This is a genomic window from Streptomyces sp. T39, assembly GCF_008042045.1.
Taxonomy (GTDB): domain Bacteria; phylum Actinomycetota; class Actinomycetes; order Streptomycetales; family Streptomycetaceae; genus Streptomyces.
In genome coordinates this window covers 124,300-137,777 of the sequence record NZ_RDBP01000050.1, presented here as the reverse complement: position 1 = coordinate 137,777, position 13,478 = coordinate 124,300, and the positions used below count along the sequence as shown (strand labels likewise).

The 13,478-nt window shown below is 74.0% G+C and carries 12 protein-coding genes; 7 read left to right on the top strand and 5 right to left on the bottom strand.

Annotated features, from left to right (window positions below):
- Positions 1-484 precede the first annotated feature (484 nt).
- Together EAO77_RS30945 and EAO77_RS30940 are read right to left on the bottom strand one after the other, a co-directional pair.
- Positions 485-2,767: an FG-GAP repeat domain-containing protein gene (locus EAO77_RS30945; RefSeq protein WP_147991643.1), complete on the bottom strand. Its 2,283-nt coding sequence runs from the start codon at positions 2,765-2,767 to the stop codon at positions 485-487.
- Between the two features lie 190 nt (positions 2,768-2,957).
- Positions 2,958-3,683, bottom strand: a complete 726-nt coding sequence (locus EAO77_RS30940) for a DUF2625 family protein (RefSeq protein ID WP_147991642.1) — start codon at positions 3,681-3,683, stop codon at positions 2,958-2,960.
- 287 nt (positions 3,684-3,970) lie between these two features.
- Here EAO77_RS30940 and EAO77_RS30935 point away from each other — a divergent pair, with 287 nt between their 5' ends.
- The 3 genes from EAO77_RS30935 to EAO77_RS30925 all read left to right on the top strand — a co-directional run bounded on the left by EAO77_RS30935 (position 3,971) and on the right by EAO77_RS30925 (position 7,152).
- Positions 3,971-5,119, top strand: a complete 1,149-nt coding sequence (locus EAO77_RS30935) for a hypothetical protein (RefSeq protein WP_261994212.1) — start codon at positions 3,971-3,973, stop codon at positions 5,117-5,119.
- Between the two features lie 196 nt (positions 5,120-5,315).
- Positions 5,316-5,858: a GNAT family N-acetyltransferase gene (locus EAO77_RS30930; protein WP_147991641.1), complete on the top strand. Its 543-nt coding sequence runs from the start codon at positions 5,316-5,318 to the stop codon at positions 5,856-5,858.
- A 244-nt stretch (positions 5,859-6,102) separates the two neighbouring features.
- Entirely contained in the window at positions 6,103-7,152 is a 1,050-nt protein-coding gene (locus EAO77_RS30925; RefSeq protein WP_187283490.1) for a zinc-binding dehydrogenase, read from the top strand.
- A gap of 285 nt (positions 7,153-7,437) precedes the next feature.
- Here EAO77_RS30925 and EAO77_RS30920 read toward each other — a convergent pair whose 3' ends face one another.
- From EAO77_RS30920 to EAO77_RS30910, 3 genes are all read right to left on the bottom strand, one after another.
- Positions 7,438-8,490 (bottom strand): phosphotransferase, encoded by a 1,053-nt coding sequence (locus EAO77_RS30920; RefSeq protein ID WP_147991640.1) that lies wholly within the window; start codon positions 8,488-8,490, stop codon positions 7,438-7,440.
- Between the two features lie 167 nt (positions 8,491-8,657).
- Entirely contained in the window at positions 8,658-9,320 is a 663-nt protein-coding gene (locus tag EAO77_RS30915) for a Type 1 glutamine amidotransferase-like domain-containing protein (RefSeq protein WP_147991639.1), read from the bottom strand.
- Positions 9,321-9,415: 95 nt separating this feature from the next.
- Entirely contained in the window at positions 9,416-10,171 is a 756-nt protein-coding gene (locus EAO77_RS30910) for an NAD(P)H-dependent oxidoreductase (RefSeq protein ID WP_147991638.1), read from the bottom strand.
- 233 nt (positions 10,172-10,404) lie between these two features.
- Between EAO77_RS30910 and EAO77_RS30905 the strand changes: the two genes are divergently transcribed.
- From EAO77_RS30905 to EAO77_RS30890, 4 genes are all read left to right on the top strand, one after another.
- Positions 10,405-11,190: a lysophospholipid acyltransferase family protein gene (locus EAO77_RS30905; protein ID WP_147991706.1), complete on the top strand. Its 786-nt coding sequence runs from the start codon at positions 10,405-10,407 to the stop codon at positions 11,188-11,190.
- 150 nt (positions 11,191-11,340) lie between these two features.
- On the top strand, positions 11,341-12,063 hold the full coding sequence (locus EAO77_RS30900) for a hypothetical protein (protein ID WP_147991637.1): 723 nt from the start codon (positions 11,341-11,343) through the stop codon (positions 12,061-12,063).
- Positions 12,050-12,658: a Fic family protein gene (locus tag EAO77_RS30895; protein ID WP_261994211.1), complete on the top strand. Its 609-nt coding sequence runs from the start codon at positions 12,050-12,052 to the stop codon at positions 12,656-12,658. The genes EAO77_RS30900 and EAO77_RS30895 overlap by 14 nt, the downstream gene beginning before the upstream one ends.
- A 191-nt stretch (positions 12,659-12,849) precedes the next feature.
- Positions 12,850-13,458 (top strand): XRE family transcriptional regulator, encoded by a 609-nt coding sequence (locus tag EAO77_RS30890; protein WP_147991636.1) that lies wholly within the window; start codon positions 12,850-12,852, stop codon positions 13,456-13,458.
- Positions 13,459-13,478: the final 20 nt, after the last annotated feature.

Here is a 13,478-nt window from a genome sequence, read left to right as displayed (position 1 = left end):
TTCCCGCCGTCCTTGCCATGTGCCTCGTGTCCGGACCGGGCATCGGTGCCTCCGCGTGGGTTGGTGACAGGGTCACCACATGGTCGAGCCCGCGCACGGCCCCCGCATCGCGCGAATCACCGGTCTCGCCCCCACCCCGGGGAACTCCGGAACCCCCCTTGACCGCTTCACCGCCCGCACGGGGCTCGGTGCACCGCACGGGTCGTGGCCCGCCGTTCTGCGCGGAGGCTCGCCTCGGCGACGGTCGTCACCCGGGGTGGAGCCGGCCGGTGTTGCCCGGACCGTACGCGACCCCGGCTGCCGCGCCACCACGACACCGACCACCGCCCGCTGAGCGGGGCGCCGGGGCCGGCCGGTCCGGCGACGGCCCCGCCTGAGCTGCCCGGGTCGGCGGCGGGGCCGGAGCGGCCGGGCGGCGGCACCCGGCCGCCGGAGATGCCCCTGCGGCCGGAGGCGTCCCGGTGGACCCCGCCGGTGGGGCGGATCAGAAGACGTGGTTGTACGCGCGGTCCCCGGTCAGCGCGGGGCTGGAGACCCGGCCGGCGAAAGGCCGTTCCCACATGCCGGTCCCCTTGTAGAACCAGCCGGTGCCGCCCGGGCCGTACGCGTACAGATCGGGGCGGCCGTCGTTGTCGGCGTCACCGATCCCGATGGTGTCGGTGTAGGCCTGCCAGCCGCCGCCGATCCGCTTGCGGGCGGCGAAGGTGCCGTCGCCCCTGCCGAGGTAGAGCCAGAGCACACCGGCCCTGTCACGGGCGACGAGGTCACCGGCCGCGGCGCCGCCGATGTCGCCGGTCGCGGTGATCTGGTTGTAGACGCCCCAGCCGCCGGTGCCGATCTTCTGCCGCTTGGCGAAGGGGGCGCCGAGGTTGCCGGTGCCCGGGTGGAGCCACAGGACACCGGCCTTGTCGGCGGCGATCAGGTCGAAGCGGCCGTCACCGTTCAGATCGCTGCCGCCGGTGATCTGGGTGTAGGTGTTCCAGCCGCCGCCCAGGGACTTGCGGGCCGCGAACTTCGCCGCGTATCCGTTGCCGGTCACGTCGTACAGCCACAGGACACCGCTCCGGTCCCGGGCGACGAAGTCGGCGGCGCCGGAACCGATGCCGCCGACGGTCTCGATCCGGTCGTAGACCTGCCAGCCGGGGCCGACCCGTTCGTGCCCGTAGGGCGTCGGCACGAGGGTCTTCCTCGCGGCGTCGTACGTGGTGTCGACCTGCCACAGCACGCCCTGCGCGTCACGTGCCAGCAGGTCCGGGGTGCCGTTCCAGTCCAGGTCGTGCGCGGTGGGGAGGCCCTCGGCGGCATCGATGGTGCCGGTGGCCTCCACGTCCGGCCCGACGCCGTTCTGCGGGTAGGCCACGAAGGACCACTCGTACTCCCCGGGTTCGGCGGCCACACCCGTCCCGGCCTCGATCTGCTCCCAGGTGATGCCGAAGACCCCGTCGCCGTAGTAGTACTCGCTGCCGGCGGACTCGCTGTACAGGTGCAGTGTCTTCGCGAAGGTCACGCCGGTGGCTCGGTGCCTGATCCTCAGGTGGACGTCGGCGTTCTCCCGGGACAGTCTCCACTTCAGCGGTATCGGCGAGGTGACGTCGACCGTCAGGGGGAACTGTTGGCCGAGGTAGAGGAGCTTCGTCGGCTCCCCGGTGGAGGCGACCGCTTCGGCGGCCGGCGTGCCGTCCGTGCCGAGGGCGATCCGGTAGAGACCCTCGCCGTGCGCCACGGTGCCGCCGCGTGCCAGAAGGGTGTTGTGGGGGCCGGGCTTGACCGATTCGACGTAGTCGAGGAGCTCGACCGTCTCGCCCGAGGTGAGGGACTTCGCCGTGAAAGGGACCAGCTTGCGCGTGTCACCCGTGCCGTTGCCCGCGAGTGTCGCCGGGGTGCCGTACATCGCCCAGGAGCCCAGCAGGCCGACGGCGGCGCGCTCACCCTCGTAGAAGTCGTAGTCGATGCCGATCTCGGACTCGACGCCGGTGGCACGGTCCACGGTGTAGTACGTGCCCTCGTCCCCCGTCCAGGCCAGGTGCGTGGCGGAGAGCGCGCTGTACTCGCCCTGGCCGCTGTAGGAGCCGGCGGTCTCGTGGGTGGAGACCACCGCGGCGGCGGCGAGGTCCACCACGGCGTACTCGGTCCGCCAGGTCGTGGGGGACCCGCTCGCCAGGTAGTAGTCGACGAGGACCGAGCCGTCCCGCGCTGGCGTGGCGGTGATGGACGAGGCCCCGGGCGGGATGCCGTCGACCGTCCGCTGCGTGACGGTGTCGCCGGTGCGCGTGACGAGGCGCAGTTCCACGGAGCCGTCCGCCGTCGTCACCTCCGCCAGCACGGTGTCCCGGGAGACGGCCTTCACGTAGACGCCGTTCAGCGGGCCGAGGTCGATCGTCACGGTCCGGCCGCCGTCGGCCATGTCGTGGAGCGTGACGACCAGGGAGCGGCGGAGGGTCCGTCCCTGCCCGGACATGACCACGTCGGAGGCGGTGGAGTCGACCACGGAGGCATTGATCGTGGCCGTCGAACCGTCCGCGAACCGCGTCCACCGGAACAGCTGGGAACCGTAGGGCCCGCCGGTCAGGAACCCGGTCTCCCCGGCCGCGCGGAAGTGCCCGTCGACCGGATAGGCGACGGGGGCGCCCTCCGTGCCCGCCTCGGCCGCCCCGGAGACAGGCGGCGGCGCGGCGGAGGCGGGGACGGACAGGGCCCCCGCACCGAGCGTGACGGCGAGGACGGTGGTGATCGCGGCGGAGACACGGGCCGTGCGTACGCAGAGCAAAGGTTCCTCCTGGGATCGGATCGACGCGGGATCCTGCCGGCGCCGTCCTGTGTGACGTCCGTCCCGACCGGAGGGTTGTACGCGGGTGGAGACCCCGCGCCGGACCTGCCGCTCGGGATCCCGCCGTCACCCAACTCCGGGTGCCCACGGGCCCCTTCGTCCGGCACGGTCACGAACGGCGGCGCCCCCGTCACACCTCGCCGAGGAACCCGGGATCCGACGGCCCCGCCTGCCGGGCGAAGTCCGCGGCGACGCCGATGACCTCGCGCATCGGCACGGGCTGCCTGCTCGTGGCCGCCAGATCGGCATGGGCCTCCTCGGACCACAGGAACGGATACACGGACACACCCTGCGAGAGGTCCAGGCCCGCCGCGTCCTCACGCCAACCGGGCCACCGCAGCCCGTCGTAGAACGTCTCCAGCCTGCCCGAGAGCAGCCAGGAGACCCACCCGGAGTGCCCCATCTCCATCGCCTCCCACGCCAGCGTGTCGGGAGCGAAGTACGTCATCTGCCCGGGTGCCCCCGGACGGCCCGCCGCCGCGGGATCGCCAGCGTTCAGCGCGAACACCCCACCGACGACGTCGAGGCCGACGACGAGACCTGCCGCGGGATGCCAGACCGGATCGAAGACCGTGGGGAAACGGTTGACCCGCGCCAGACTCGGAAGCCCCCGCTGCGCGGCCGAGCCCCCGCCGAACACGCGCACCCACCCGTGGTCCACGAGCAGTCCGCCGGTGTTCAACGCCAGAGCACCCAGCATCGATCGCGCACCGACCTGCATCTGCAGCAGACTCCGGCGTCCCTCGCCGACGTCGGCGGGCAGCACCTGGACATGCACGGAACTCGCCGCGACCATCTCCTGGAGCTCCGGCCACGCCGGATCGTCCACATCCGCCAACTCGTCGATCCCTCGCATCCGAGGATGGTCGCACCCTTGCGCGTCGCCTCGTCACGCGGGCGACCCTTCAGGCCCGCCGGGCGGGGCTCCCGGCGGAAGGGCCGCGGGAGCGTGTCACTAGGCTCCGGCACCATGATCAGTGATCCCGGGCCCAGCTGCCCGCTTCGCGGGGCCCACCACCCCGAGCCGCCCGTGCATCGCCGCTCCGGCGCGGGCGAGCGGCTGTGACGGCCGACGACTCCACCTCGCCCGTCCCTGCCGGCACGGAGGTCGAGAGCGCACGCGTGGCGCGGATCCTGAACGGGTTGCCGGCGGCTGCACGCGAACTGCTGCTGGAGACGGAGTGGGATGCCCTCCGCCACGCCTACGGGTCCGCCGCGGACGTCCCCGTCTCCCTGTGCTCCCTCGTGGACGAGGATCCCGAGGGGCGGTCCGCGGCGCTGGCCGCGCTGGACACGGCCGTGCTGCACCAGGGCTCGCTCTACACCGTCACCGCGCCCGCGGCGCTGTTCGTCGCCGCGATCCTCGACCACCCCATGGGTCTGGCCGCGCACGAGGGGCATGTCCCGTGGGACGACGGGCCGCCCCGCAGGCTGCGGGCCGCCCTGCTCGCCTGGCTGGGGCAGGTGGCCGAGTCCGCCGCCCACGGGGAGGACCCGGCGAGGGACCGCACCCACTGGCTGTGGGAGCCCTGGCAGGGCGAGATGCGCCGCGAGCCCGGCCCGGACGAGCTCGCCGCACTGCAGGCGTGCCGGGACGCGCGCCCCGCCCTGTACGACGCCGTCGAGCCTTTCCTCACCGCCGCCGAACCCGACGTCCGCGAGGCCGCGCTCGGCGCCGCGATGCCACTCCTCTCCGCCCCGGAGCTCGCAGACCGGGTGCCGCGGGCCGCCGCCCTGCTGCGGGCCGGCCCGGGTGCCGCGCAGGCCCGACGCGAGCGAGCGGGGGTGGCGCGGGCGCTCGGCATGTGGGGGGCGGACACCTCCGACCTGCTCTCCGACTCCGACCCGGCCGTACGGGTCTGCGCCGCGCTCGGCCCCACGCACGCCGACCGGCCGCGCGCTCTCGCCGTCCTCCTCGACGCCCTGCGGGACCCGCGGACGACGGACGGCTGGTTCCCCGAGCCGCTGCCCGGGCTCGACGGGTGGTTCCGGTTCACCGTGCTGCGTTCCGCGCTCGCCCTGGCCGAATCGTTCGAGGAGGTGGCGCCGGTGGCCGTCGGCATCGTGGCCACCGGCGGCGGGGCGGTCACCGACTTCGAACGCGGGCCGATCCTCCTCAGAGCTTTCCCCGGTGGCCACGACCCTGCCCGCCCGCTCACCTCCGCCCAGCGCGACCTGCTGCGGGCCTTCGTGGACGGGGACGAGGCGACGGGCGGCATCGGCGGAAACGGCTTGTGGTTCCGCGCGGCCGGGCTTCCCGTGGACCGGGAGGGCATCGCCGCGTTGCTGTGACAATGGCCTGCCGCCTGCCGCCTGCCGCCTGCCGCCTGCCGCCTGCCGCCTGGTGCCCGGTTCGGCGCCCGGTACCGGTGGTGTCCGGGGACGCTGCCGTGGCCCGGCAGGCGGGTCGACCACCCCGACCCTCCGGCGGCGGCCGCCACCGTCGGCCAAGTCCGCGCCGTGCAGGGGCTGATGGCAGACTGAAGAGATGATCGACGATCTCCCCGGCGGCCTGACGGCTCGGCACCTCGCGGACGAGGACCATCTCCGGGTGCTCGCCGTGCTGGACACGTGGTGGGGCGGCCTGAAAGGGCGGGCGGGGTCGACGGAACGGGCGCTGCTTCTGCCCCGGCTGTACTTCCAGCATTTCACCACCACCAGTTTCCTGGTCGAACACGACAGCGGGGAGGTGGCCGCCTTCCTGGTCGGCTTCCTGTCACCGGCCCAGCCCGACACCGCCTATGTGCACTTCGTCGGCGTCGACCCGGCACTGCACGGTCAGGGCATCGGGAGCACCCTCTACCGGGCCTTCTTCGCGCTGGCCCAGTCCCACGGGCGCCGTCACGTGCACTGCATCACCAGCCCGGAGAACGCCGCGTCGCGGGCATTCCACACTCGGCTCGGGTTCACGGCCTCGGCCGTGCAGAGGGACTACGACGGCCCAGGACTCGACCGGGTGGCGTTCACCCTCGACCTCTCCGCGGATCCGCCGGCCGCCCGCGGCGGGACGATGTCCCCGTTCGGCAGATGAGTCACGAGCCGGGTGACCGACCGTCGTCTCCGCGCCAGGTGACGCCGGTGGGCGCGGCGGTGCGTGGAGGCCGGCGGAAGGAGTGTCGTCACCTTTCGGGGGTGCGGTTCGTCAGGGAGGCGATGCCGTCGGCACCGGCCGCCTCGCAGCCGCGCGCCGTGCCGTGCGGGCGCGTGCCGTGCCCGGGGCGTCGGGGCCGGTGTGGAACAGTTGAAGAGCACCCCGATTGCGAGGAGGCCCAGCGGTGGACGTACCCGAGACGATGCGGGCCGTGCGCATCACGGCGCACGGCGGACCGGAGGTACTCGAGCCGGCGGAGGTGCCGGTGCCTGTCCCGGCGACGGGGGAGGTGCTGATCCGAGTGGCCGCGGTGGCGCTGAACAACACGGACCTGTGGACCCGGGAGGGTGCCTACGGCGTGGCCGGGGACGGGAAGGCGCTGTCGGGCTGGCGGGGGCCGGTCGCCTTCCCGCGCATCCAGGGGGCCGACGTGGCCGGCCATGTCGTGGCGGCCGGCACCGATGTGGACCCGCGGCTCGCCGGGCGCCGCGTCGTCGTCGATCCGGCGGTCTACGACGCCGACGGCCCGGACGCGAACCCGGTGGGGCTGATGGGCAGTGAGCGCGACGGGGGCTACGCCCAGTACGTGACCGCCCCGGCGGAGCGCGTCCACGACATGACGGCGTCCCCGTTGACGGACGATCAGCTCGCCGCGCTGCCGACGGCCTACGGCACCGCCCTGGGCATGGTCGAGAGGGGCCGGCTGCGCCGGGGGGAGACCGCCCTCGTCACCGGAGCGTCCGGGGGTGTCGGACTCGCGCTGGTGCAGATCGCCCGCGCCCGTGGAGCGCGGGTGCTCGCCCTCACCAGCGGCACCAAGGCGGACCTCGTGCGGCAGGCCGGCGCGCACGACGTCGCCGACCGTGCCGGGGACGTCGCCGGCCAGGTCCGCGCCCTCGCCCCCGACGGCGTCGACGTCGTGCTCGACGTCGTGGCCGGCGAACTGGTGGCCGAGGCGATGCCGCTGCTGCGCGAGAGCGGGCGATGGGTCGTCGCCGGCGCGCTGGGCGGCTACGACGTCTCCTTCGACGTGCGCCGTCTCTACCTGCGCAACGCCCAGCTGATCGGCTCGTCGATGCACACGCCCGCCCACTTCGCCCTCCTGATGGACCTGGCCCGCCGCGGCGAGGTCCAGCCGGTCGTCTCCGCGGCGTTCCCCCTGGCCCAGGCCGGCCGGGCGCAGGAGGAACTCGCCCGCCGGGCACACGTGGGAAAGATCGTCATGCACCCGTGAGAGCTGCGGCCGACACACCGGTGCGGGCCGCCGGGCGACCGCAACCGCACGAGCAGCCGCGAAAGCGTAACCTCCGGATCACGCATACCGTGTGGGCGGACGGAGCGAGGTGGCGACGGCCACCGCCGATCCGGTGCGCCGCGAGATCCTCACGATGCGGCGCCGCGGCCTCTGCCCCGCGCAGAGGGCGCACGTCGAACCCCTGGCCCGAGCCACGCAGTCACCCCGTGCCGGCTGTGGCCGCACCGCGGCCCCCCGGCGAAGACGCGGTGACCACACAGGCCGTCAGTACCGGGGCCGTGTACTGGGCAGTGCGCGCAGTGCGGGCCATCGTTCCAGCAGACGTACGGCCAGAGCCGCGCTGAGCTGCCCGAGTTCGTGCAGACGGTCGTGGTCGCGGGTCAGGTCGGCGACCACGCCCAGTCGGTGGACGAGGCGTTCCCGGGCGGAGAAGCAGCCCCATGCGAAGTCCTCGGCGGGTACCCGGGCGAGGTGGTCGACGGACCCGCGGTGGGCGCGCTCGACGAGTGCGTCGCCCCGGATCAGCCAGCCGGCGCAGGCGTCGGCGAGATCGCCGGGAACGTCCCTGCCGGTGAGGCCGCGCCAGGTGGCCCGGTAGACGGCCTCGGCCTCCGCGAGCGGCGCGGCCGTGGCCGCCATCGCGCACCAGCAGGTCGGGAAACCGATGCGCAGGTAGGCGAGTTCGACCAGGCCGTTGCCCAGCGACGCCTGCTCGAAGTCCACGAACCGGACGCCCGCGGCGGTGCGCAGGTCGTTGCCGGGGCAGGGGTCCCCGTGCAGCAGCGCATGGTGGGGCGTCGGGTCGAGCCGGTCGATCAGGGCGGCGAGTTCGTCCGGCGCCCCGGGTGGGACGGGGACGTCGAGGGCCCCGGCGAGTGCGAGGAAGGACTCGGCGTCGGCGTCCGCCGGCCCGGACCAGGCGGGGAGCGTTCCCTTGTCGCCCGGCCCGGTGAGCGCGTGCAGTCGGGCGAGGGACTCGGCGTAGCCGGGCATCCAGTCGTCGGCCGCGCCGAGGTCGTCCAGGTGCTCCAGGACCATCACGCGCGAGGGCGCGTCCGTGCCGAGGAGTGCGGGTGCCACGCTCGGCCGGGTCGCCCGCGCGGCGAGCCGCAGCGCGGCGACCTCCCGCGCATAGCGCGCGTCCCCGTCCGGTCCGGTCCCCCCACCGTCGGCGATCTGTTTGACGATCACCCGGTCGCCGCCGCGCAGTTCGACCCGCCACACCCGGGAGCGCGGGCTGCTGTCCAGGAGCGTGGCCCGGGTGGGGGAGCCCAGCGCGGAACGCAGTTCGTCGCTGATCGGCAGCCGGATCGCCATGACGGCCAGCGTAGGGCCTTCCCAGCGCGGGGCACGGACACGTCGGTCTCCCCGCGACGGACCGACGGCCGAACGGCGAGCCCGATCCCGCCGGTCCGGACGACGAGAAGACGCGCGACGCACCGCCACGCACACCCCGGTGCCCGGACCGGGGCAACGCCAGGCGGCTACCAGCCGAAACCGGTCCACTGTCCTTCGGAGACCACCTCGACCGTGCCGTCGACGACCTTGACGGCCGTCTGCTCGTCGATGGCGTAGGCCGGGACACCGAGACCGGCCGCCCACCGCTCCGCATCGGCCGGCATGTTCCCCGGCCACGCGTTCAGGTGAGGGAAGAGGGAGAAGCCGACGATCCCGAGGGTGCGGTCGTCCTGTGCCGACGGCCACTCGACGAAGTACGGGCCGATCCTCGGGGTCACCACCATGCTGCCGGCGCTCACCCCCACCCAGACCGTGTCCGGCAGCGACGGCAGGAGATCGGCCAGCCCTGACTCCCGCATCCAGTGGCACAGGTAGGTGGCGTCGCCGCCGTCGACGAGGAGCACGTCGGCCTCCTGGACCCAGGGCACCCACCGCTCGGTGCCCATGGAGGGCAGTGCGGTGAGTTCGAGTACACCGAGCGATGCCCATCCCAGGCCGGAGAAGTGCCGCCACGCCGGCTCGGCGGCGACGAAGCCCCGCACCGACGCCGGACCGCACATCGGGTGGCCCCACTGCGCTGTCGGAATGCACAGGGCGTGGCACTCGGCGACCGGCTTGCCGAGCAGTTCCTCCAGCGCCGCGTGAATGCTCGGGTTCGTGACGCCGCCCGACGTGAGCAAGAACTTCACCGTTCCTCCGGAGCCGAATCGAGAGTGACCTTCGGTGGTGCAGACCGGTCCCGGCACCCGAACTCATCGCGGCGGGAGGCGCCTTCTGCCCCGCGTCACCCCCGGCGGGCTGCTTCGTGCGCCTCCAGACCCGTCTCGCCCGGGGCGATGTGCGGACGCAGGACCAGGTCCTCGTCGTAGTCGCCGCCGCTCTCGCTGCGGTAGGGCAGCGGGTCCTCGGTGAAGAGGGTGGCGAGGCGGGCCGCCAGCCGGTCCGCCGCCTCGGCCGCGTGACCCTCGTCGGCGCGGTCGGCGGAGGGGACGAGCAGGGGCTCCAGAGCCGCCATGCCCGTGTAGAAGTAGGTGCCGTGCAGCAGCGGCCAGAGGATCTGCGACAGCGAGCCGTGGATGCCCCGGGGCGCCATCGACGTGCCCCGCGCCCCGGCGGTGACCACGGTCAGCGCCCGCTTCCCGGCGAGCGCGCCGGCTCCGTAGCGTTCCCCCGTGCCGTAACCGAGGCCCTTGACGAGGACGCGGTCGAACCAGCCCTTGAGGATCGCCGGCGGGCCGTACCACCAGAGCGGGAACTGGACCACCAGCGCGTCGGCACGGAGCAGCTTCTCCTGCTCGGCGCGGACCTCCGGGGCGATGCGGCCCGAGACGAGCGCCTCGTGCGAGGCGTCGGCGACGAGGAGGCGGCCGGTGTGGTCCGGGTAGTCGGCGGCGGTGACGACGGGATCCCAGCCCATGGCGTAGAGATCGGATTCGGTGACCGTGTGTCCCAACGCGCGGGCCGCACGGACACCCTCTCGTGAGAGGTGCGCGGTGAGGGAAGCGGGTTCGGGGTGGGCGGAAAGCCAGAGAATCTCCATTCCGGGCGCCCTACCCCGTGGAGGGTGCCCCACGCCCCGGCCGGCGGCCCCCACGCCCCGGCCCGGAACGATGCGACGAGCCGGGGCCACCGGCACCTTCCGGGCCGCGCGCCGACGTACCGCCGGACGCAACCCCCGTACGGCGAACCATGCGGATGAGTACGCGGCCTCAGGTCCGGGGGGCCTCCGTCGCCAAGGATGAGGTCAGCACCGTCGACCTCTGGAGAACGCCCGTGCTCAGCCGCCTCGCCGACGTCCTGGTCCCCGCCTTCGGCCGCCTCACCGTGACCACTCATCCCGACTGCGACCTCGCACCGGGCAGCATCCTCGCCGCCAATCACACCTCGCTCGCCGACCCCGCCATCGTGATCGCCGCACTGCACCGCCTGGGCGTCGAACCGGTCGTCATGGCCACCGCCGGCCTGTGGCGGGTGCCCGTGCTCGGCCGCCGCCTCACCCGCGAAGGACACATCCCCGTCCACCGGGGCGACCGGCACGCCTCGGCCGCGCTCGACGTGGCCGCTCGCGCCCTCGAGCAGGGCCGGCACCTGCTCATCTACGCCGAGGGCGGCCTGCCCCGCCGCAGGGACGCCGCGGAGGCACCTCCCGGCGACTTCCGCACCGGCCTGGCCCGCCTCGCCGAGCGCACCGGCGCTCCCGTCGTGCCCGTCGGCCAGGCCGGGGCCCGCCGCGTCACGTCGGGCGGCACCGTCAAGCAGATCGCGGGACTCGTCACGTCTCCGCTGCGCCGTCCCGAGTTCCACGTCCACGTGGCTGCCCCGGTCGTGCTGACCGGCGGCAGCGCCGTCGCCACGACGCTGGCCCGTACCGCCGTCACCAGCGCATGGCGGACGGCGGCCGCCCACCTCGACGAGCCGGCCGCACTCGTCGCACAGCCCCGGCCGGCGGCCTCCGGCCGGTGCCTGCCCACGACGGAGCCCCGTCCCGCGCCGTCGAGGGCGCTGACCGCCCGCGGTTCGGGCCGGTCCGTCGTGCGCAGCGGGCGCGGGGGCGCCTGAATCCGGTGCACCCGGCAACGCTGCGGGCCGGGAAAACCGCTCGCGGTCCCAGGGGACGGGAGCCGACACTGGTGGGTCGATCACATCGGACAGGAAGAGTGACCTGCGCTGACGTACAACCGTGACACGTCGTCCTTCCCCGAGAACCGTGTGCCGCCCCTCACCTACGAGGGCATCCGGAACTGGGATGAACTCGACCCGGCCCGCCACGCGTTCGTCTGGGACGACGTCGAGGAGGCCCACTTCCGCTCGCTGGTCCGCGAGTGGGTGCCACCCGTGCTCTCCGGCATGGCCGGCTGGTGGCAGGGCGAGCACTGGTGCGAACGTCAGGTGGACGGGATCATCCGGGAGCGGTACGGCACCTGGGCCTGGGGATGGAACTGGTGCTACCGCGACGGCGGGCCCATCGGTCACTGGGGCGGCGGGCCGAGTTCGGTGACCACCCCCGACGAGACGGCGGGACGCGTCGTATCGGCACTGCTGGAGTGGCGGCAGTGGCTGGAGCGAACGGCCCGGCGCTTCGGCGAACTGGCGCCGCCGCCGGCCGCCTCGCCCGAGGACCGCAGCTGGCACCTGGAGCGGGCCTGTGTCCGCCTCGTGACCCACGCGCTGGACTCCGGCGCGGAGGGCGGCTGGCACGGCCAGGCCTCGATCGTCCTGAGCTGGTTCCTCACCAGTACCGGCATGGGCCGGGCCGACGCCGCACGAGCGGTGGAGAGCGCGATCGGTGGCCGGTTCGAGAGCTGGGTCGCCCCGGAGCCGTCGCTGATCGAATCCGTCGGTGAAGACCTCGCCGTCGGCCTCACCGGCCACGCCCCCTACCGCGATCACCGCGACAGGGCGGCTCTGGAGGATCTCCATGACCGCTGCTGACAGCCTCTCGGTCTGGCTGCGCGTGCGCCGTCGGGCCGACTGGCACGACGCGCCGGTACTGCGGCGGATCCCGCCCGGCCGCGACGGGTTCCGGGCGTGGTGCGAGGGGCCGGTGCGGCGGCGCGATCCGATGCGCGCCGAGCGTCTGCTCGCCGCGCACGCCCTGGCCCGGGAGGACGCCGCACGCCGCACCCCGCTGGACTTCGCCGTGCTGGCCGGTTGGCAGCGCGAAGTCCTCGCGGCGACGGAGGCGCCGTTCCGCGTGAGCGACGCCTACGCCAAGGGCGGGCGTGAACGCTACGGCCTGACCCCTCACACGCGGGCCGACTTCGATTCCTGCCTGCGCGAGACGACCGACCCCCACATCCCCCTGGCCGCCCGCGCTGCCCGTGCCTACCTCGATGTGGCCTTCTTCCACCCCTTCGCCGACGGCAACGCCCGCGCCGCGCTGTTGACCCTGGTCCATGTCCTCGCGCGGGAGGGCGTCGTGCTGCGTGAGGTCGGTCCTCTCCAGACCACCCGCTACGCCGACGACCCCGCCGGCGCCGCCGATCTCGCCGCCCTCGTCGGGGTGCTCCACCGGCGCGGGCGCTGAAGCGTCCGGGCGAGAGGTGTTCCGTACGGTTGTCGGCGGTCGGCTTGGCACGAGGCCCGACGGCGCCGTCGTACACAGCCCGCCGGGGTGGGGTGCTCCGGCCGACGGGGCCGGCCGAGGGTGTGGACGAGGGCGGCGCCCCTCGCCCGGGACGCCGACCGGCCTTGCGATGCAGACATAGGCTGATGCTCATGACGCAAGACGATGGAGCGCTGGACAGCCTCGTACGCAAACGGATCCGCGCGCTGCGCGTCGCGCAGGGCTGGTCGCTGGAGGAACTGGCCACCCGCGCCCACCTCAGCCAGTCCTCGCTGAGCCGGATCGAGAACGGGCGGCGGCGCCTCGCGCTGGATCAGCTCGTCACCCTCGCCCGCGCTCTGGACACCACCTTGGACCAGCTCGTGGAGAACGCTGCCGACGACGTCGTCGTCAGCCCGGTGATCGACGGCGCCCACGGCCTGATGCGCTGGCCCGTGAAGGGCGACCCCGGTATGAGTGTCACGCGTCAGCGCATGACCGAACCGCCGCCCGACAATCCCGCCCGGATGCGCGCCCACCCCGGCCGCGAATGGCTCGTCGTGCTCTCCGGCACCGCCATCCTCATGCTCGGCCACCGCCGGTTCCGCATCGAGACCAATCAGGCCGCCGAGTTCCCGACGATGATGCCGCACGCGATCGGAGCCGAGGGCGGCCCGTGCGAGATCATGGGCATCTTCGACCGCGACGCCCGGCGCGGCCACCGGCGTGACCCGGCCGCCGGCCACGACGAACCCGACGGCGCCCAGGGGCCCGGCGCGTAGGCGGCTCCCTCCGGTGGCGA

Bases quoted from the DNA above. Each gene is read 5' to 3' on its own strand.
- EAO77_RS30940 (WP_147991642.1), bottom strand. From the start codon at position 3,683: ATGCGAGGGATCGACGAGTTGGCGGATGTGGACGATCCGGCGTGGCCG.
- EAO77_RS30930 (WP_147991641.1), top strand. From the start codon at position 5,316: ATGATCGACGATCTCCCCGGCGGCCTGACGGCTCGGCACCTCGCGGAC.
- EAO77_RS30920 (WP_147991640.1), bottom strand. From the start codon at position 8,490: ATGGCGATCCGGCTGCCGATCAGCGACGAACTGCGTTCCGCGCTGGGC.
- EAO77_RS30910 (WP_147991638.1), bottom strand. From the start codon at position 10,171: ATGGAGATTCTCTGGCTTTCCGCCCACCCCGAACCCGCTTCCCTCACC.
- EAO77_RS30895 (WP_261994211.1), top strand. From the start codon at position 12,050: ATGACCGCTGCTGACAGCCTCTCGGTCTGGCTGCGCGTGCGCCGTCGG.
- EAO77_RS30890 (WP_147991636.1), top strand. From the start codon at position 12,850: ATGACGCAAGACGATGGAGCGCTGGACAGCCTCGTACGCAAACGGATC.